The organism is Corallococcus aberystwythensis, from assembly GCF_003612165.1.
Lineage (GTDB): Bacteria > Myxococcota > Myxococcia > Myxococcales > Myxococcaceae > Corallococcus > Corallococcus aberystwythensis.
The window spans coordinates 1-20,566 of the sequence record NZ_RAWK01000187.1; the positions used below are offsets into that span (position 1 = coordinate 1).

Annotated in this window: 15 protein-coding genes; 11 read left to right on the forward strand and 4 right to left on the reverse strand. The window is 69.1% G+C overall.

The window, feature by feature from the left end:
* Positions 1-12 precede the first annotated feature (12 nt).
* From D7W81_RS27235 to D7W81_RS27285, 11 genes are all read left to right on the forward strand, one after another.
* Positions 13-1,647, forward strand: coding sequence for a hypothetical protein (locus D7W81_RS27235; protein ID WP_438503378.1), 1,635 nt, complete (start codon positions 13-15; stop codon positions 1,645-1,647).
* A 46-nt stretch (positions 1,648-1,693) separates the two neighbouring features.
* Complete coding sequence (locus tag D7W81_RS27240; protein WP_120558316.1) at positions 1,694-2,032, forward strand: c-type cytochrome; 339 nt, start codon at positions 1,694-1,696, stop codon at positions 2,030-2,032.
* A 50-nt stretch (positions 2,033-2,082) separates the two neighbouring features.
* The gene (locus D7W81_RS27245; protein WP_120558317.1) at positions 2,083-2,397 is read left to right on the forward strand and encodes a hypothetical protein; all 315 of its coding nucleotides are present in this window, start codon (positions 2,083-2,085) and stop codon (positions 2,395-2,397) included.
* A gap of 203 nt (positions 2,398-2,600) precedes the next feature.
* Positions 2,601-3,323, forward strand: a complete 723-nt coding sequence (locus tag D7W81_RS27250; RefSeq protein ID WP_120558318.1) for a hypothetical protein — start codon at positions 2,601-2,603, stop codon at positions 3,321-3,323.
* A gap of 25 nt (positions 3,324-3,348) precedes the next feature.
* Positions 3,349-3,750: a cytochrome c family protein gene (locus D7W81_RS27255; protein WP_120558319.1), complete on the forward strand. Its 402-nt coding sequence runs from the start codon at positions 3,349-3,351 to the stop codon at positions 3,748-3,750.
* Positions 3,750-8,006, forward strand: coding sequence for a DUF4114 domain-containing protein (locus D7W81_RS27260; protein ID WP_120558320.1), 4,257 nt, complete (start codon positions 3,750-3,752; stop codon positions 8,004-8,006). The genes D7W81_RS27255 and D7W81_RS27260 overlap by 1 nt, the downstream gene beginning before the upstream one ends.
* The gene (locus tag D7W81_RS27265) at positions 8,003-8,539 is read left to right on the forward strand and encodes a type IV pilus modification PilV family protein (protein ID WP_120558321.1); all 537 of its coding nucleotides are present in this window, start codon (positions 8,003-8,005) and stop codon (positions 8,537-8,539) included. Before D7W81_RS27260 ends, D7W81_RS27265 begins: the two co-directional genes overlap by 4 nt.
* Positions 8,536-9,744 carry a PilW family protein gene (locus D7W81_RS27270; RefSeq protein ID WP_120558322.1) on the forward strand — a complete coding sequence of 403 codons (1,209 nt, stop codon included), beginning with the start codon at positions 8,536-8,538 and terminating at the stop codon, positions 9,742-9,744. Before D7W81_RS27265 ends, D7W81_RS27270 begins: the two co-directional genes overlap by 4 nt.
* Positions 9,741-10,421, forward strand: a complete 681-nt coding sequence (locus D7W81_RS27275) for a pilus assembly FimT family protein (protein ID WP_120558323.1) — start codon at positions 9,741-9,743, stop codon at positions 10,419-10,421. Before D7W81_RS27270 ends, D7W81_RS27275 begins: the two co-directional genes overlap by 4 nt.
* Before the next feature lie 165 nt (positions 10,422-10,586).
* Positions 10,587-14,171: a transcription-repair coupling factor gene (gene mfd / locus D7W81_RS27280; RefSeq protein ID WP_120558324.1), complete on the forward strand. Its 3,585-nt coding sequence runs from the start codon at positions 10,587-10,589 to the stop codon at positions 14,169-14,171.
* A 35-nt stretch (positions 14,172-14,206) separates the two neighbouring features.
* On the forward strand, positions 14,207-14,938 hold the full coding sequence (locus D7W81_RS27285) for a DUF2652 domain-containing protein (protein WP_120558325.1): 732 nt from the start codon (positions 14,207-14,209) through the stop codon (positions 14,936-14,938).
* 13 nt (positions 14,939-14,951) lie between these two features.
* Here the strand turns inward: D7W81_RS27285 and argE are convergent, their stop codons facing one another.
* The 4 genes from argE to D7W81_RS27305 form a co-directional block, all read right to left on the reverse strand.
* Positions 14,952-16,094 carry an acetylornithine deacetylase gene (gene argE, locus D7W81_RS27290; RefSeq protein WP_120558326.1) on the reverse strand — a complete coding sequence of 381 codons (1,143 nt, stop codon included), beginning with the start codon at positions 16,092-16,094 and terminating at the stop codon, positions 14,952-14,954.
* Positions 16,095-16,166: 72 nt separating this feature from the next.
* A complete protein-coding gene (locus D7W81_RS27295) occupies positions 16,167-17,576 on the reverse strand; it encodes a hypothetical protein (protein WP_120558327.1) in 1,410 nt (469 codons plus the stop codon).
* A 135-nt stretch (positions 17,577-17,711) separates the two neighbouring features.
* Positions 17,712-19,178, reverse strand: coding sequence for a hypothetical protein (locus tag D7W81_RS27300; RefSeq protein ID WP_120558328.1), 1,467 nt, complete (start codon positions 19,176-19,178; stop codon positions 17,712-17,714).
* Between the two features lie 136 nt (positions 19,179-19,314).
* On the reverse strand, positions 19,315-20,566 hold a 1,252-nt coding region (locus D7W81_RS27305; protein ID WP_120558329.1), incomplete at its 5' end, for a hypothetical protein.

Consider the following 20,566-nt stretch of genomic DNA (forward strand, 5'->3'; position numbering starts at 1 on the left):
GTCCCGGGGGGCGTGGCGCCCGCGCCTCGCGCCCCGGGACTGCCGAAGGCGGTGTGGGCCACGGTGGCGGCGCTCTACGTGGTCCTCTTCCCGTACCACCCGGGCCTGCGCTCGCCCAACGAGCTGTGCCGCCTGTGGCAGACGCGCGCCCTGGTGGAGGACGGGACGCTGGAGATCAACCGCGCCCTGCGCGACTACGGCCCGGTGGGCGACCTGTCGGTGATGGACGGCCGCTACTACCCGTCCAAGGCGCCGCTCCTGTCCTTCGCCGCGGTGCCCGTGTACGCGGCCCTGCGGGCCGTGGGCGGGGGCCACCGCTACGCGGTGCCGGAAGTGCCGCTCGTCTTCTTCAGCCGCCTCTTCCTCACGGTGCTGCCCACGCTGGGCCTGCTGTGGCTGGTGCGCCGCTTCCTGCAAGCGTTCCTGTCGCCCGCCGTCGCGGACGGCGTCACGGTGACGTACGCGCTGGGCTCGCTCGCGTTCAGCTACTCACTGCTCTTCATGAGCCACCAGACGACGGCGGTGCTGCTCTTCGCGGGCTTCTACGCGCTCTGGCGGCTGTCGCGGGGCGAGTGGCGCGAGCGCGGTTACGCCGTGGCCGGCGCCTGCGCGGGCGCCACCGTCGCCGCCGAGTACACCGGCGGCCTGGGCGTGCTGGGCCTCGTGCTCTACGCCGTCCTCACCGTTCTGGGCACGCCGGAGCCATGGGCCTCGCGGCTCAAGAAGCTGGGCCGGGCCACGGGGCTCGCCGTGCTGGGCGCGCTGCCCCTCATCGTGGCGCTGGGGCTCTACCACCAGGCCACCTTCGGGCACCCGCTGGAGACGGGCTACAAGCACCTCAACGACGCGGCCTATCAGCCGTGGCACCTGGGCGGCTTCCTGGGCATCCGCACGCCGGATCCGCGCGCCTTCACGCTGTCGTTCTTCTCCCCGCTCCGGGGCCTCTTCACCCTGTCGCCGTTCCTCCTGCTCGCGCTGCCCGGGCTCGTGCTGCTCAAGCGCCAGGGGAAGACGTCCCCGGAGGCGCGCGCCCTCTTCTGGATGTCCGCGGCGACGCTCGCCGGCTACACGTACTTCACCTCGTCGTTCACCTACGACTCGTGGGGCTGGACGACGGGGCCGCGGCACCTCACGGGGCTGGTGCCCTTCCTGCTCTTGCCCGCGGGGCTGGTGCTGGAGCGCCTGCGCGGCGCCGGCCGGCCGGTGCTGTCCGGCATCGCGGCCATGCTGTGCGCGGCGTCCGTGCTCGTCACGGGCCTGGCCACCTTCGTCAACTACATCCCCGACGACGTCTCCACCCCCGTGCTCGCGCTGGCCCGGCCGCTCCTCATGGACGGCTACCACCCGCCCAACCTCCTCGCGTTCCTGGGTCTGCCCACGGCGCTCGCGGGCGCGGTGCTGTTCGCGGCGCTCGCCGCCGTGGCGGCGTACGTCTTCGGAACGCTGGGCCAGGACACGGCCGGACGCGCACTCCGGCCGGCGGCCTGGGCCGCGGGGCTCGCCACGCTGGCGGTGCTCGCGGGCGCGCAGGCGGCGTTCACCCGGAACGACCGGGCGGATCAGAACGCGGTGCGCTTCCTGGAGTCCGTCTGGCTCCAGCCCCCCGGCCGCTCCGCCACGCCCTTCTGGCCCCGCGCCGGTTCCTGAAGCGCGTGCCTATACTGGGGCTCCCCCCTCCTCGCGGAGACCGTGCATGACGACGCGGTGGTTCCTGCTGTCCGCCCTCTTGCTGTGCGCCCCAGCCCTCACCCACGCCGAGGACACCCCGGCCCTCTGGGAGAAGAGCTGCAAGAACTGCCACGGCCCGGATGGCCGCGCCCAGACGCGCATGGGCCAGAAGGAGTCCATCCCGGACATGAGCCGGGCCACCTGGCAGAAGGCGGAGTCGGACGCCGACATCCGCGCCGTCATCGCCAACGGCTCGTCCCACAACCCGAAGATGAAGGCCTACAAGGACCGGCTCACCCCGGAGCAGATGGACGCCCTGGTGCGATACATCCGCACCTTCAAGACCCAGGAGAAGGCCCCGTGAATAACCCCTCGGGTCCGGGCGTCGTGGGAATCGGGAGAATTGGAGCCGCCATGAAGACCCTCACCGTCGCCATCGTGTTCTGCCTGTCCATGGTCAGCCTCTTCACGTCGGTGCGCGCCGACGCCAATGCCTTCCCCCGCCTGGAGCCGGGCGTCTCCCAGCCGGTGGCGCTGATGCCCAAGGGCGACGGCAAGGGCGGCGGCAAGGGCGGCAGCGACGGCGGCAAGGGGGGTGAGGAGGAGGAGGAGGAGTACCGCCAGACGCCCCGCGGCCTCTCCCAGAAGGCCGCCCTGGAGCTGGTGGACCCGGGTGTGCTGGACGACATGATCCGCCTGCGCGCCGCCCTCCGCTCCGGCCAGCGCTGACGCCCTGCGCCGACAGCGGCGCACCTCGCAAGGAATGAGCGGGCTCGCAAACTTTGCGCAGCCCGCTGACGTCAAACGGCACCCACCCTTCCGCTGGCTCCCCTCATTCCAGCGGGTTGAGCGGCGGAATTCCCGGCACGAAGTTTGCTGTTCAGTGGCTCCCAAGCCGTGCCTCCCCCCAGAGGCACGCGGAGGAGCCCCCGATGGTGCATCGCCCGAACCCCCGCCGTCAGTCCCGTGGCTTCACGCTCCTGCTCGCACTGGGCGTGGTCGCGGTCGTGACGATGGCGGTGATGCTCAGCTACAGCGTGGTGGGCCGCGAGGCCGATACCCAGGCGGACACCCGCCATCAGAAGCAGGCCTTCTTCGCCGCCGAGGCGGGCCTCGCGGAAGGCCGCGAGGCGGTGCGGTTGCTGATGGACAGCCTGGGGGAGGACAACTTCGTCTTCCAGACCTACCTGGGCCTCCCCGTCACCGAGCCGGGACTCGGCTCCCCGACCGACCCCTGGTACGAGGTCCTGCCCGGCCCTGACGCCGACCGCTGGAACTACTACCGGCTGAGGGCCTCCACGCTGCAACCGGTGGAGCTGACCAGCGGCCCGGCGTCGCTGCCGACCCCCAACCAGCCCTACGCCGACTACCCGGACCAGGAGCAGGTGCGCTACCGGGTCTTCCTGCACAACGACAAGGAAAGCAGCGTTGCCGCGGGGGAGGACCGCAACCGCAAGGTCTGGCTGGTCGCCGTGGGCGAGGTGGTCACCGCCAACGGCCGTCCCACGCGCTCGGTGGTGCAGGCGCTGGTCGTGCACGCGAACCAGGAGTCGGTGTTCAGCCCCGGCTGCGTCACCCGGGGCTGCGGCCCGGACATGACGTTCCGCACGCCCGACAAGAGCCCGCCGAAGAATTCCGTCCAATTCAGCATGTAGTCCTTCCCTCCCCCAGAGCGTCCCCATGAAACGCCTGAACCTGCTGGTCCTCCTGCTGGCCCCTGGCCTTGCACTCGCGCAGGGTGGAGGTCAGTCCGCCTTCAACCGCGCGTGCTCGCGCTGTCACGTCGCCAAGGCGACGAACCCCAATACTCCCAAGCGGAGCATGGGCCTGAAGGGCGCCTACAAGGGCAGCGGCCCCAACCTGGGGAACCTGATGCACAAGCGCACCCTCTCCCAGGTGCGCACCTGGATTGCAGCCCCGCACAAGGTCAAGCCCGAGACAGGCTGTGACACCCGGATGCTGTCGGCCAGCGAAACGGAAGCCTTGCTCGACTTCCTCGTCACCAACGCGGAAGTCCCCGACACCGCCCCCAAGAAGAGCGGCACGGACACCCAGCACCACCCGAAGCAGGGGAACAAGTGATGCGCGCGAAGCTCCGCTCCCTCGCAGCCCTGGCCCTGTTGACCTCCACCAGCGCCGCCGCGCAGGCGACGCCTGCCCTCCTGTGCCAGGACGACCTGGCCCAGGACCGGCAGCCGCCCTTCAGCTCCGAGGACGGCTCGCTGGAGCTCGACAACGGCACCATCATCGTCAAGGACGAGAAGCTCCAGCTCAACACCAACCTCACGGTGCTGAACTCGGAGTCCATCAAGTTCCCGTTCGATCAGAACGTCACCATCAGCTACGTGTTCGAGTCCGCCGGCGCCTCGCACGCGCTGGGCTTCATGTACCTCGAGGACGTGAAGAATGCCGGGTACCTCAACGCCGCCGGCAACCTGCGCGACGACAACGGCAACGGCATCTACGACCTGCACGAGGACATCTACAACCTCGCGCCCAGCACGGGCACCGGGCAGCGCCCCTTCGTGGGCAAGACCGTCAGCGACAGCGACGACACCAACTACCCGGTGGGCCGCCGCTGCACGAAAACCTTCACGTCCGGCGGATTGACCTACACCCAGCCCGCGCTGGCCATGAATGGCGCCTGCGACGACACCTTCGTGTCGCAGGCCACGGTGCCCGACCCGCGGCCCGGTCATACGGCCACCAACATCAAGGCGGACGTGGTCGGCAAGATTCCTGGCGGCAACGTCAACAACTCCAGCTACTCCGACTACGGCCTCTATCCCCACATCCCCAACCTGCTCGAGCCGCCCGCGCCGGAGAACGGCAACAAGGGCATCGGCAAGATGGTGTTCCTGCTGGCGGATGACGACTCCGAATTCACAGCCTGGCGCAACCTGCCTCCGGTCGCGGACGTGGGCGAGTTCGGCGAAGGCATCCCGGACTACGACGTCTCCAAGTACGACTTCCGCGGCATCGAGCGCTCCACCAACCCGGACCCGGGCGTCACCCCCGCCGACCGCACGGTGAATCTGGGGCAGATCCAGGGCGGCAAGGAGGTCATCTTCTTCCTCGTCGTGTACTACGACTCGCCGTTCAGCCTCGACAACGGGACGGTGTACCCGTGCCTCAAGATGGACCCGGCCAACGGCAAGTGCCTGCTGCACCTGCGCACCCCGACCAACGTCTTCTTCTCCAAGTCCGCCTGGAACATGGACCAGAACTTCAAGGGCGGGACGAACGTCGCGGAGCGCAACATCGGCTGCGCCTACGAGCCGGGGTGCAACCCGGACGACCCCAAGCTCAATGAGGGCGCCTGCAAGGTGGCGGACGCCGCCCAGGAGAAGCTCTGTGGCTGGCTGGAGGGCCCCAAGGAAGAGGAGGGCTCGACGCTCTGGCGGCTGAAGACGCCCTTCTTCGGCAACCTGGACATGCCGATGGAGAAGGTGACCATTCCGCGGCCCGGCGGCGTCCGCAACCCCATGGCGCACGTCATCGTGGGCGCCCCCACCACGGACCCCTTCCGGTGGATCCTCGGCTTCGAGGACCTCCCCGGCGGCGGTGACCGCGACTTCAACGACGTGGTGTTCGTCATCAACAAGGAGAACGGCGGTGGCACCCGGTCCGCCACGGTCTCCCAGGACATCCAGATTGCCGACGCCGAGGACTTCACCATCACGAAGGTGCGCTTCAATCGCCAGGACGACTCGACGCGCAAGTGCAGCGACGGCAGCGGACCGCCGTGCTGGACCGAAGCCTCCCCCGGGGCCTGCCAGGGCAGCCCGGAACCCACCATCCGCTACTCCATCGCGCTGGACTGCCGCAACTGCAGTGGCGGCACGTGCAACCGCAACCCGCTGCCCACCTGGATTCCGTTGGACTTCGAGGAAGGCGAGACCGAGGTGGAGATCGACCTCCTGGGGATGGGCTTCACCGGCTCCCAGCTGTGCTGGAAGGTGGACATCAGCAGCCCCAACGAGTTCTGCCAGCCGGTCATCGACAACGTGGACGTGGGCTACCAGGCCGTGCGCTCGGGCAGCTACGCGCGCGCTTCACCCTCGTCGCTTGGAAACGCCATCGTGTGGGGCGTGAACGAGACGCCGGGCACCGCGTGGGGCGACGACTGGCCCACCTCCGGCCTGCCGGACGCCTCCGTGCGCGCGTATGACGGACGCAAGGACTTTGGCGTGCGCGGCCGCATCTACTTCAAGTCGCTCTACGACCCGGAGAGCCCCACCGTCACGAACCCCACGGAGCGCTGGGAGGCCGGCCGGGTGATGTCCATCTCGCTGGGGAACGCGAGCCTGCTGCCCGAGCAGCGCAACCTCTACACCACCACGTCCAAGACGGACTTCACCCGCACGTCCATCAGCGCGCTCATGGCGACCCCGCAGGCCACGCCGCCGCCCGCAATGCAGGAGCTGTTCCCGGACTCGCTCTGCGACGACTACATCGGCAGCCGCTATCCCTGGGACCTCAACAACGACGGCATCTGCGGCACCCCCAGCATCACGACGCCGGCGTCCAAGAAGATCACCGACGCCACCAAGAACGACCGGCAGTTCATGGTGGACTGGCTCTACGGCTGGGAAGACCACTACGCCCCGGGGCCGGCCAACGTGCGCCGGGCCTGGCCGGTGGGTGGCATCAACCTGTCCACCGTGGCGCTGGCCGTGCCGCCCTACAAGGACACCTGGTACCAGAACGCGCAGCCCACGGAGCAGGACCAGTTCCGCAACAACTTCATGGGGCCGCTCGCCTCGCGTGAGACGGTGGCCTACGTGGGGACCATGAGCGGCGCGCTGCACGCGTTCCGCAGCGGCGCCTTCCGCAACTCGGTCCAGGACGGGTGCGTGTCCCAGCAGCAGTACCGCGGCTACTTCATGCCGGCGCCCTCCTGCGGCACCCCGGCGACCCGTGACTACGGCTCGGGCAAGGAGATCTTCTCCTTCCTGCCCTTCGGCTCGCTGTCGCGCTACCGCAACCAGTACGCGACGTTCCTCGGCTCCGGCGACCTGCCCAAGCCGAGCATGGATGCCTCGGCGTCCATCGCCAACGTGGACTTCGGCAACCTGCCGGGCAGCAAGCCCGCGTGGACATGGTCCATGGATGCCCGGGACAAGGGCGCCAAGACGGTGCTCGTGTCCGCCACGGGCAAGACGAGCCCCAACGTCTTCGCGTTGGACATCACGGACCCGACGCACGACAACTACCCCCTGCCGCTGTGGGAGTTCAGCCTGGCGGACACCACCATCGCGGATGCGTTCCGGCAGGCGAACCTGAACGATGCGTCCGTCGTGAGGGCTGACACCTCGGGCTCGCGCTTCGCTCCCTCGGTTTCCCGGCTTTCGTGGGGCCCGGGCACGGATGACAAGGCCGTCTGGACGGCCGTCGTGGGCACGGACTACAAGCCCGCGGACACGTCCCGCGCGGGCGCGCTCTACCTCATCAACATGAAGACGGGGAAGCCGCTCGACTACGGCACCGGAGCCAGCGGCAAGTACGCGGGCGTCATCACCCTGGACAAGGGGTATGGCGTGGCCGCCGAGTCCGCCCTCGTGGACCTCAACAAGGACGGCACCTACGACGTCATCTACGTGCCGACCACCGCGGGTCACGTCTACCGCATCAACCTGGGCACCGTGACGCCGGGCAAACCCCTGGGCCAGAAGATCTCCAAGTGCATGGTGGCGGACGCGCCCACCGCGCTGAAGGCCCCGAAGTACAACACGTTCAACCAGAACCAGGACTTCCAGCAGATCCACTCCAACATGGCGCTGAACGTCGTCAGCACGACCACCGGTCCGGTGGTGCGCTTCTACTTCGGCACCAGCGACAACCCGGACCTGTACTCGGATGGCCCGCCGAACAAGGACACCGCCTACCACTACTACCTGCTGGGCTACGAGGACTCGGACCCGTCGGGCACCAATCCGTGCGCGACGCTGACTCCGATGTGGGCCCGGGCGCTGGAGCCGGGGCAGACCGTCTGGGGCGGCGTGGCGCTCAGCGGAGATCAGGTCTTCGCGACGACGGCGGTGGGCAAGGCCGCGGACATCTGCAACCTGGACGCGACCAAGAGCGGCAAGTCCTACGCCACGCCCCAGAGCTTCGACGATGCCACCGCTCCGGCCCTGTTGGGTTCGGACCTGGGAGGCCACGGCATCTCCGCGCCCATCGTCCATGACGAACACCTGTTCGTCATCACCGCGACGGGCGAGGTCAAGGCCTCGGGAGATGGCACGTGGAACCACGGAACCAGCGGCACCGGTGCCGCGCAATCCCGCACGCTTCTCTGGGAAGCGGTGCCGGATGGAAAGATGCCCAAGCAATGACCTCCGCCAGCCGACAGCACTCGCGCGGTGTCTCCCTCCTGGAGGTGATGGCCACCATGGCCGTCATGCTGCTGGGGGTGGCCGCCGCCATGACCGTGGTGTCCCAGACCAGCAAGGCCAACCGGCGGACGCTGACCGCCAACCAGGCCCAGCTCATCGCCGAGCGGACGCTGGAATCCATCCAGGCGCGGGGCTGCACTCCCGCGCCCAGCGCCTGCGCGAACATCGCGGGCCTGGATGGCAACCGGGAGGTGTTCTACCAGACGGCAGCGGGTGACCTGCTCCGCCAGCCGCCCAGCGCGCCGGGGGCCATCGCCCGTCAGTACGAGGTCGCCGTGGACGTGGACGCCGAGTTCCTCGCGTCCAGCCTCGAAGGCGGTGCCGCGGGCGTGGGTGAGCCCGCGGTGAACCGCGACCTGACCTCGACCGGTCTGAAGGGCAACGTCGCCAACGTCCGCGTCTCCGTCAGCTGGGAGGAACCGGAGAGGGAGGGCCGCCAGGTGGTGGTGCTCCAGACCCGGATGGCACCATGATGCAACGGGTACCAGGAAGCAGGGGCTTCACGCTGCTGGAGGTGATGATCTCCGCGGCGCTGGGGATCGTCGTGGTGGCCTCCGGCCTGGCCGTGGGCACCCAGATGCAGCGGCGTGCCCTGTTCGAAGAGCAGACCATGATGGCGCAGACGACGGGCCGCACCCTGGAGGAGATGCTCTCCTCGCAGGTGGCCCGCGCGGGCGCCGGCATGGGCAACACGCCCATCAGCTTCGCGGATTCGGACGACCGCTTCGGCATCGAGATGTGGTCCAACCCGTCAACGGTCGCCTTCTTCACGACCGACGGCGACTACGTCGCGCCCGATGCGGCGAAGCAGCAGCCCGCATCGGACGCGCTCCGGCTCTATTGGGGCAGCACGAACGCCCTCATTTCGCTGGAGGGCTGCACGGGCAAGGGTTCGTCGGTGCGCCAGGGTGCCGACCAGTTCTGCCTGGCGCCCAGTTCCTCCGACGGACTGGCGCCTGCGGTGGGGCAGCCCTTCACGCTGGCCGTGCTGGCGAACGCCAACGAGCAGTCCGCGTGCGCGACGAGGGTGACGAACGTGAACGCGGGCTCCAACCGGCTGACCGCGACCCTGGGCACCGGCACGTTGAACACCGGGGGATGTGGCCTGGCGCCCACGGACATGTACTGGACCAGCGGCGACTGGCTGGTCATGGGTCTTGAGGGCGTGGCCTACCGGGTGAACTGGAAGAACAACATCCCCACGCTGGAAGCGCTTCCCAGCGGAGCCACCACCTGGCAGGTGGTCAGCCGGGACGTGGAACAGCTGAGGGTGCGTCAGGCCGTCATCGACCTGACGAACCTCAACGCGGCCCCGCGCTGGTTCCCCGAAACCGACCTCACCCTGGCCAACCCGCCCCGCCCGGCCATCAGTGACTGCACCGTGGGGCAGTTCTCGACCAGCTGCGCGGTGGAGACGCCGTCCTTCGAGAACGTCCCTCCGACGGAGACGGTGGAGGTCCGCCGCAGACGGCTGCAGCAGCGAGTGCGTGAGGTGGAGGTCACCCTGGTCGTGCGCACGCGCCGCAACGACCGGGAGATCAACCAGCCCACCGTGACGGACGACGACGGCTTCCGTCTGGATGGTTACAAGCGGCGTACCTTCACCTTCCGGGTGGCGCCGCGCAACTTCGGGGTGGCTGGACTCGTGCCGCCTGCGTTGACGGGGGTCGCGCCATGAAGTCTTCCCGCGGAATGACCTTGCTGGAGCTGATGCTGGTCGTCGCCATCTTCGGCTTGATGGCCTCGCTGGCGGTGGTGAACATCCAGGGCAGCGTGGGCGGCCAACGTGAGAGCGCCGCGACGCGCGAGCTGTGGTCCGCGGCGCTGCGCGCCCGGCAGCTGTCCATCGCGACGAACCAGCCCGTGCGCATCGTCGTGGACAAGGACGTGGTCCATCCGAACGGACAAGTCTTCAGCGTGGCCCGCTGGGAGCGGCTCAAGTGCGAGGAGCCCGGGCAGACGTCGTGGACCAACGACACCTGCCCGCAGGTGGCCTGTATCAACACCACCTGCCGGACCAGTCCGGACTGCTGCAGTGAGACGGGCCAGGACATCCCCATTCCAGCGTCCATGGTTGCCGACCCGATTGACGGCCTGTGCTTCCTTCCAGGCTCCGGTGCACCGGCTCTGCGCAAGGACTGCCTCCAGGGCAGCCTGGGCGACGCCACCGCGCGCGCCCTCGCGATGCCGAACGACAAGTCCATCCGCTTCAACTTCACGTCGGGTCGCGCCTCCACCCTGCTGATGGTCGAACCGATGACGGGGCTCTCCAGCCTGGTGGACTGCGATTCGGTCGCGGCGGACGGCACCAATCCGAACAGTGAGCCCCGTTCGGTGCTGGCCTGCAAGCCGTGATGTGTTCCGCGCGCCTGGGGGCCTTTCCGGGTCCCGGGCGCGCGTGAGCCTCCCCGCCCGGCGGCCGTCCCGCTGTTCCCATGGACACGACAGGTGTCCGCATCCAGCGTTGATTTGGGACAGGGCGCACCCTAATTAGCCGAGGGCCCTCACCCGGGCCCCCGAATGGATACCTCCCTTCCTCCGAAGTCCGACGGCACGTCCTGGCCCGGCGGTGCGCCCCCTCCCTCTGGTGATGCCTTCGCCCGGCTCCTGGCGTCCCTGCGCGCGGGGCACCGTGCGCGGACGCAGGGGGTGAAGGGCGCGGCGCGCGGGCACCTGCTCGCCCGCCTGCACCGTGAGCTGCGCGCCCCCCTGGTGTGCGTGGCCGTGGATGAAGAGGCGGCGGACGCGCTCGCGCACGACCTGGCCTTCTTCCTGGGCGGCACCGGCAGCCTGCTGGAGCCCCGCGTGCTGCGCCTTCCCGCGGACGAGGTGCTCCCGTACGACGAGCTGTCGCCGGAGGCAGGCCCCATCACGGAGCGGCTGGGCGCGCTGTTCCACCTGGCGCGCGGCACGCCGTTCCCCGCGCTGGTGCTGTCCGTGCGCGCGCTGCACCGCCGCGTGCTGCCGCTGGCGGTGATGGAGGGGCTGGCCCAGCGCGTGGAAGTGGGCCAGGACTTCGACCGGGACTCACTGGCGCGGAAGCTGGCGCTGATGGGCTACCAGAACAGCCCGCTGGTGGAGGACAAGGGCACCTTCAGCGTGCGCGGCGGCCTGCTGGACGTCTTCAGCCCGCTGTACGAGCGGCCGGTGCGCCTGGAGTTCTTCGGGGACACCATCGAGTCCATCCGCGTCTTCGACCCGGAGTCGCAGCGCACCGTGGACGCGCTCAAGGCCGTGGACCTGGTGCCCGCGCGCGAGCTGCTGCTCACCGAGGACACGCGCCCGCGCGCCGAGGCCGCGGCCCGCGCGGTGGCGGACCGCATCAACCTGCCCACCATCAAGCTGCGCGAGCGGCTGGAAGCGCTGCGGGAGGGGCTGCCCGGCTTCGGGTTGGAAGGACTGCTGCCCGGCTTCTTCGAGGGCGGCCTGGCCACGGTGTTCGACTACCTGCGCGCGTGGGCGCCGGAGCCCGTCGTCTACCTGGACGACCCGGTGGGGCTGGACCGCGTCCTGGACGAGCTGTGGGCGGAGCTGGCCAAGGGCGTGGAAGAGGCGGACGCGCGCCAGGACCTCACCTATCCCCCGGAGCACCACTTCCTCACGCGTGAGAGCGTGGCGGCGGGCCTCCAGGCCCTGCGCGTGGTGGAGGGCGGTGGCCTGTCGCTCACGCAGTCCGAAGCGCCCGTGGCCTTCACGTTCGGCACGACGCAGGACCTGCGCGAGGCCATCCTCGCGCACCACGGCGAGGAGGGCGCGCTCACCCCGCTGGTGGAGCGGCTGCAGCGCTGGCGCGACACCGGCGTGGCGTGCGCGGTGGCGTGCGGCACGCTGAGCCAGGCGGACCGGCTCAAGCGGCTCCTGCTGGACCGCTCCGTGATGGTGAAGGTGCACACGGAAGCCCTGCAGGACCCGGCGAAGCTCTATGAGCCGGCGATATGGGCGCACCTGTTCACCGGCGAGGTGAGCCACGGCTTCACCGACCCCGAAGGCCGGCTGGCGGTGCTCGCGGATGAAGAGATCTTCGGCGTCCGTTCCCGCCGCCGCGTCAAGCGCAGCAAGAAGCTGGACGCGTTCGCCGCGGGCTTCAAGGACCTGAAGGAAGGCGACCTCATCGTCCACACCGACTTCGGCATCGGGCGCTACGCGGGCCTGACGAAGATGGAGGTGCAGGGCGTGCCGGGGGACTTCCTCGTCCTGGAGTACGCGGGGCGGGACAAGATCTATCTGCCGGTGGGCCGCATGCGGCTCATCCAGAAGTTCACCGGCGGGGACCCGGAGAAGGTCCAGCTGGACAAGCTGGGCACGGCGAGCTGGGAGAAGACGAAGAAGCGCGTCAAGGAGCAGCTGCTCAAGATGGCGGCGGAGCTGTTGCAGATGGCCGCCGCGCGCAAGGCGCACCCGGGCTACGCGTTCGGTCCGCCGGACCGCTACTTCGCCCAGTTCGAGGCGGACTTCGAGTTCGACGAGACGCCGGACCAGGCGAAGGCCATCGAGGACGTGCTCGCGGACATGCAGAAGGCGCAGCCGATGGACCGGCTCGTCTGCGGCGACGTGGGCTACGGCAAGACGGAGGTGGCGATGCGCGCCGCCTTCAAGGCCACGCTCGACCGCAAGCAGGTGGCGGTGCTGGTGCCCACCACGGTGCTGGCGCAGCAGCACTTCCATTCCTTCAAGAGGCGCTTCAAGGACTACCCCGTCACGGTGGAGGTGATTTCCGGCATCCGCAAGCCGCCGGAGATCCGCGACATCCTCCGCCGCGCCAAGGAGGGCAAGGTCGACATCGTCATCGGCACGCACAAGCTCCTGGCGGGCGACGTGTCCTTCAAGGACCTGGGGCTGCTGGTGGTGGACGAGGAGCAGCGCTTCGGCGTGAAGCAGAAGGAGGCGCTCAAGCGGCTGCGCACGCAGGTGGACGTGCTGACGCTGACGGCGACGCCCATCCCCCGCACGCTGCACATGAGCATGTCCGGCGTGCGCGACATGAGCATCATCGCCACGCCGCCGCAGGACCGCCGGGCCATCCGCACCTTCGTGATGAAGTACGACGAGGCCGCCATCAAGGAGGCCGTGGAGCGTGAAATCGCCCGTGGCGGGCAGGTCTTCTTCGTGCACAACCGCGTGGAGTCCCTGCCCTCCATGGAGCAGGAGCTGAAGAAGCTGCTGCCCAACGTCTCCATTGGCGTGGCGCACGGGCAGATGGGCGAGGGGCAGCTGGAGAAGGTGATGCTCCAGTTCACGGAGCACAAGTTCCAGGTGCTGTTGTGCACGAGCATCATCGAGAGCGGCATCGACATCTCCAGCGCCAACACGATGATCGTCAACCGCGCGGACCAGTTCGGTCTGGCGCAGCTCTACCAGCTGCGCGGGCGCGTGGGCCGCAGCAAGGAGCGCGCGTACGCGTACCTGCTGGTGCCCACCCGCCGCCCGGTGACGAAGGACGCGCAGCGGCGCTTGGAGGTGCTCCAGAACTTCACGGAGCTGGGCGCGGGCTTCTCCATCGCCAGCCACGACCTGGAGATCCGCGGCGCGGGCAACCTGCTGGGAGAGAAGCAGTCCGGCGCCATCGCGGAGATTGGCTTCGACCTGTACGCGCAGCTGATGGAGGAGGCCGTGGCGGAGCTCCAGGGCATGCCGCCCAAGGTGCACGTGGAGCCGGACATCAACCTGCCCATGCCGGCGCTCATCCCGGACGACTACGTGGCGGACGTGCACCAGCGGCTGGTGTTCTACAAGCGCTTCAGCCAGGCCAGCCACCCGGACGAGGTGACGGACCTGCGCGCGGAGCTGGTGGACCGCTACGGCGAGGCGCCCGACGAGGTGGATGCCCTCTCCGAGGTGACGCTCCTGAAAATCGACATGCGCGAGCTGCGGCTGCGCGCGCTGGAGGCGGGCCCGGGCAGGCTGTCCCTGGCGCTGGGCGGCGACGCGCTCCTGGACGGCGCGAAGGTGGCGGGGCTGGTGCAGCGCTCCAAGGGCTTCTACCGGCTGACGCCGGACATGAAGCTCATTGCCCGCGTGCCCCCGGAGGTGAAGGGGCACGCCCTGCTGGCGGAGGCGCACAAGCTGCTGCGTGACGTGGGCACCTGCGCGATGCCCCGGCACTGACGCACGCTGGGGGAGTGGGATAGGCTGGCCGCCGAATGGCGATTGAGAAGGCGCTGTTGCTCATCGCGGACATCGGTGGCTACACCCGCTTCATGCGGCAGCACCGCTTCGGCCTCGCGCACGCGCAGGACACGGTGGCGCAGCTGCTGGAGGCCGTCATCGACGCGTCCGGCCGGTTCAAGCTGGCGAAGCTGGAAGGCGATGCGGCCTTCTTCTACGCCGTGGGCGAGGACACCTCGCCGGTCGCGAAGCAGGTGGCGGCCATCCGCCGCGCGTTCCTTGCCCGCAAGGAGGAGCTGGCGCTCGACCGCATGTGCAAGTGCGACGGGTGCACACAGGTGGGCGCCCTGACGCTCAAGTTCGTGGCCCACGCCGGGGAGATCGCCTTCCAGAAGGTGAAGCACCTCACGGAGCTGGCGGGGGTGGACGTCATCCTCCTGCACCGGATGCTGAAGAACGACGTGCCCGTGTCCGAATACGTCCTGATGACGGACGCGGTGCACCAGGGACTGGAGCCGGAGCTACGCCAGCTCAGTCAGGGCCTGGAGCACGACTTCGAGGGCATGGGCCGCACGCCGACGCACTACATCGACCTGAGCTCGCTGGTGACGAGCGTGCCCGCGCCGCGCCCCAACCTGCTGCGCAAGCTCTGGAACAAGCTGACGATGGAGCTGCGCTCGCTGAAGTACGTGCTGGGCTTCAAGGAAGCGTGCGAGGGCTTCCGCAACGTGGAGGTCGTCGAAGACGCCGCACCCGGGAAGCCCTGAAGCGCCGCGCTTTTCAGCCGCCCGTGCAGAAGCGGGCGACGGCCTGCGTGAGCGCGGCCTCGCAGCGCACCAGGTCCTCCATGGGGACGAACTCCCCCGTCTGGTGCGCGACGCGGATGTCACCGGGGCCGAACACCACGGCCTCCGCGCCCAGCTCCGTGAGCTGGGGGGCCTCCGTACCGAAGGAGACGGTTTCAGACGCGTTGCCGCTGACCTCTTCCAGGAAGCGCACCACGTCCGCGTCGCCGCGCGTGTGGACGCCGCGGTCCATGCGCAGCACCTTGATGCGCGCCTCGTAGGCGGGCTCGTCGCGCGTGAGTTCCTGGCGGATGTGCTCCAGCATCTCCGGGACGCGCTCGGCGGCCTGGCCGGGGATGGGGCGCCACTCCACGGTGAAGCGGCAGGAGCCGGGCAGGACGTTCTTCGCCTTGCCGCCCTGGATGAGGCCCACGTTCACCGTGGTGAAGGGCGGCTGGAAGCCCTCGTCGCGGTCCTCGCGCAGCACGGTGTTGGCCAGCGTCTCCAGCCGGTGCAGGAAGCGGCCGGCGCGGAAGATGGCGGACGCGCCCAGCTCCGGGTACGCGCTGTGCCCTTCCTTGCCCAGCACCTCCACCTCCGCCAGGCAGTAGCCCTTGTTGGCGCGCACGGGGATGAGGCGCGTGGGCTCGCCGACGATGGCGTGCTTCGCGCGGCCCAGGCCCGCCGCCACCAGCTTCTTCGCGCCCACGAGGCCGACCTCTTCATCCGCGGTGAGGATGACGAGGAGGGGCGCGTCCAGCTTCGGCAGGTCCTTGCGCGTGGCGGTGTGCAGCGCGCAGGCGATGAAGCCCTTGGTGTCGCAGGCGCCGCGGCCGTACAGCTTGCCGTCGCGTTCCGTGAGGCGCAGCGCGTCCGTCCAGGCGGCGTCATAGGGCACGCAGTCGGAGTGGCCCACCAGGGCCAGCGCGGCGCGGTCGGCGTCGCCCTTGCGTGCGACCAGGTTCACCTTCGCCACGCCCGCGTCGTCGGTGTAGTGCTGGCGCTCCGCGGTGAAGCCCGCGGCCTCCAGCCGCGCCTGGGCGTAGTCGATGAGGGGCGCGTTGGGGCGCGAGGACGTGGTGTCCAGCGCCACCAGTTCCGCCAGGGTGGCCCGCAGCGCGGGCAGCGTGTCGCTCATGGGACGGCCTCCAGTCAGGCCTCCTCCATGCCACCGCCCGTGCCGGGACGCCAGTGTGCCCGTGCCCCGCGGTTACAGGCCGGACGTGGACTCCGGCGCGGGCGGCGCGTCCGGGTTGCCCAGGCCCTTGAGGATGGCGGGCTCGGACGCCGTCACGTGGCCCACGTAGAAGACGCCGTGGTAGCCGTCCGGGTTGGCTGAAGCCCAGGCGTGCATGAAGAAGCGGTCGCCGTTGTCCTTGCCCTTCGCCTCCTTCACGCCGCAGTCCAGCTTGCTGCTCTGCGTGTTCGCGGCGCAGATCCACGCCGTGCCGCTGTCGTAGGCCATGTCCAGCGCAGTGACGTCCTTGAGCTGGTCCTTCAGCAGGTAGCCCATGGGCCGGTACTGCTTGTCCCAGGGCAGGCCCTTCGCGGTGCGCGAGTGGATGTTGCCGCTCACCACCAGATGGAAGCGCTGCGGTGCCGCCTTCACCTGCGCCAGCACCGTCTGCGTCAGCGCATCCTCCCGCTTCTGGCCGGAGAGCTTCGGGTGGTCGTAGACGAACACCGCCACGTCCAGTCCCTGCGCTCGCAGCTGGCGCAGCTGCTCCAGCATGTTCGCCACCGCCTCGCTGCCACGACCATCCGGATACGGACTGCGCCAGAAAGGGGCCTCCATCAGCTTGAGCCAGTCCACATCACCGCCGGGGCTCTGGAGGAACGTGGTGATGCGCTCCTCGTTCTCCACCGGCAGCTCCAGGCCCACCGTCACCGGCATGCCGGACGTGACGAGCTGGCACACGGACTGGGCAATGAAGCGCGGGACCTCCTGGGTGCCGTGCAGCTCACCCAGCAGCACCACCCCGCCCGCCTTCGCCTGCTTCTTCAGGCCCAGGATGGACTGGCCACACTCGGTGAACGCCGGCGTGGCCTTCGCCACCTGCTGCTCCGCGCTCGCCGGCTGCTTCTTCGCAAGCTTGGGCATGATGCCGCGGAACACGCGCCACTCCATCGTCAGGTCACGCGTCCCCTGCCCCGAGTCCACGTAGAAGGCGTTCTCCCCCACCGGGAAGGACAGCCGGTCCTCATCGTCTTCCGGGCTCAGGATTCCGTAAGGGGTCTCGCCGAGTTTCCGGGAGACGCCCCAGTCCACCTCCCTGCCGGGCTGCGACAGCGTCTTGTTCACGGTCTTGGTGATGCGGATGACCCACAGCTTGCTCTTCGTGGGCGTCTCCCGCTTGCCGATGACCATGTAGCGGTGCCAGTAGCCGGCGATCTTCGAGCCACCGAACTCCTGCTTCCAATCGGTCTCCAGCACCAGGCTGCCCCGGTCCTCGCGGTAGGGCAGGCGCGCCTCCGTGAAGTACTCACGGACCGACGGCCACATCTCTTCCAGGGGCAGGTCGTAGACGGCCTCGTAGTCCGGCGTCTCCAGGTCCTGACGCCCGGCGCAACCCACCGCCAGGAGCAATGCCAGCCATCCCATCTTCAGCATCGTGCGCATTCGCAGTGTCTCCATCGCTGCGATGAACAACGCCACGCGAGCAGTGGCATATCGTGTCCCGCGAAAAGCCAGGGGCCACGCGGGCCACCGTCTCCGGTGCGCGCACGGTCTCTGTGCTTCTGCCTCGGGTACGGGTTACGGAGCGGACGCAGGTTCCTGCGCGGGCGCCGCGTCCGGGTTGCCCAGGCCCTTGAGGATGGCCGGCTCGGACGCTGTCACGTGGCCCACGTAGAAGACACCGTGGTAGCCGTCCTGGTTGGCTGAAGCCCAGGTGTGCACGAAGAAGCGGTCGCCGTTGTCCTTGCCCTTCGCCTCCTTCACGCCACAGTCCAGCTTGCTGCTCTGCTTGTCCGCCGCGCAGATCCACGCCGTGCCGCTGTTGTAGGCCATGTCCAGCGCCGTGACGTCGTCGAGCTGGTCCTTCAGCAGGTAGCCCATGGGCCGGTACTGCTTGTCCCACGGCAGTCCCTTCGCCGTACGCGGATGGACGTTGCCGCTCACCACCAGGTGGAAGCGCTGAGGTGCCACCTTCACCTGCGCGAGCACCGTCTGCGTCAGCGCGTCCTCGCGCTTCTGGCCGGAGAGCTTCGGATGGTCGTAGACGAACACCGCCACGTCCAGCCCCTGCGCTCGCAGCTGACGCAGCTGCTCCAGCATGTTCGCCACCGCCTCGCTACCACGGCCGTCCGGGTACGGGCTGCGCCAGAACGGAGCCTCCATCAGCTTCAGCCAGTCCACTTCTCCGCTGGGGCTCTGGAGAAACGTCGTGACGCGCTCCTCGTTCTCCACCGGCAGCTCCAGGCCCACAGTCACCGGCATGCCGGACGTGACGAGCTGGCAGACGGACTGGGCAATGAAGCGCGGGACCTCCTGCGTGCCGTGCATCTCCCCCAGCAGCACCACCCCACCCGCCTTCGCCAGCTTCTTCAGGCCCAGGATGGACTGGCCGCACTCGGTGAACGCCGGGGCCTCCTTCGCGCCGGGTGCCTTCGCCACCTGCTGCTGCGCGCTCACCGCCTGCTTCTTCGCCAGCTTGGGCATGATGCCCCGGAACACGCGCCACTCCATCGTCAGGTCGCGCGTGCCCTGCCCCGAGTCCACGTAGAAGGCGTTCTCCCCCACCGGGAAGGCCAGCCGGTCCTCGTCGTCCTCGACGGAGACGCTGTACGCGAGGCTCGAGGACGCATCACCCGGGGCCCCCGAGTTGATGCCATCGGATGGCCCGAGCCCGCGACTGGTGCCCCAATCCAGCTGCCGGCCGGGCTGCGCCAGCGCCTTGTTCACCGTCTTGGTGATGCGGATGATCCACAGCTTGCTCTTCGTCGGCGTCTCGCGCTTGCCGATGACCATGTAGCGGTGCCAGTAGCCGGCGATCTTCGAGCCACCGAACTCCTGCTTCCACTCGGTCTCCAACACGCCGCTGCCCCGGTCCTCACGGTAGGGCAGGCGCGCCTCCGTGAAGTACTCACGGACCGACGGCCACATCTCTTCCAACGGAACGTCGTAGATGGCCTCGTAGTCCGGCGTCTCCAGGTCCTGACGCCCGGCGCAACCCACCGCCAGGAGCAACGCCAGCCATCCCATCTTCAGCATCGTGCGCATCCGCAGTGCCTCCATCGCTGCGATGAACAACGCTGTGCGGGCGGTGGGCATATCGTGTCCCCTGAAAGCCAGAGGCCGCGCGGGCCACCGTCTCCGGCGACTCGCACGGCCTCTGTGCTTCTGCCTCGGGTACGGGTTACGGAGCGGACGCGGGTTCCTGCGCGGGCGCCGCGTCCGGGTTGCCCAGGCCCTTGCGGATGGCCGGCTCGGACGCTGTCACGTGGCCCACGTAGAAGACACCGTGGTAGCCGTCCTGGTTGGCTGAAGCCCAGGTGTGCACGAAGAAGCGGTCGCCGTTGTCCTTGCCCTTCGCTTCCTTCACGCCGCAGTCCAGCTTGCGTCCCTGCTGATCCGCCGCGCAGATCCACGCCGTGCCGCTGTCGTAGGCCATGTCCAGCGCCGTGACGTCGTCGAGCTGGTCCTTCAGCAGGTAGCCCATGGGCCGGTACTGCTTGTCCCAGGGCAGGCCCTTCGCCGTACGCGGATGGACGTTGCCGCTCACCACCAGGTGGAAGCGCTGAGGTGCCACCTTCACCTGCGCCAGCACCGTCTGCGTCAGCGCGTCCTCACGCTTCTGGCCCGACAGCTTCGGGTGGTCGTAGACGAAGACCGCCACGTCCAGCCCCTGCGCTCGCAGCTGACGCAGCTGCTCCAGCATGTTCGCCACCGCTTCGCTGCCACGGCCGTCCGGGTACGGGCTGCGCCAGAACGGAGCCTCCATCAGCTTGAGCCAGTCCACCTCTCCGCCGGGGCTCTGGAGAAACGTCGTGACGCGCTCCTCGTTCTCCACCGGCAGCTCCAGGCCCACAGTCACCGGCATGCCGGACGTGACGAGCTGGCACACGGACTGGGCGATGAAGCGCGGGACCTCCTGCGTGCCGTGCATCTCCCCCAGCAGCATCACCCCACCCGTCTTGGCCTGCTTCTTCAAGCCGAGGATGGACGGGCCGCACTCGGTGAACGCCGGGGCTTCCTTCGCGCCCGGTGCCTTCGCCACCTGCTGCTCAGCGCTCACCGCCTGCTTCTTCGCGAGCTTGGGCATGATGCCCCGGAACACGCGCCACTCCATCGTCAGGTCGCGCGTGCCCTGCCCCGAGTCCACGTAGAAGGCGTTCTCCCCCACCGGGAAGGCCAGCCGGTCCTCGTCGTCCTCGATGGAGACCCCGTACGCGCCGCTCGCGGTCGAGGATGCGTCGCCGGGCGCCCCTGAGTCGCGGTCACCGGGACGTCCGCCGAGTCCCCGGCCGATGCCCCAATCCATCTGCCGGCCGGGCTGCGCCAGCGCCTTGTTCACCGTCTTGGTGATGCGGATGATCCACAGCTTGCTCTTCGTCGGCGTCTCGCGCTTGCCGATGACCATGTAGCGGTGCCAGTAGCCGGCGATCTTC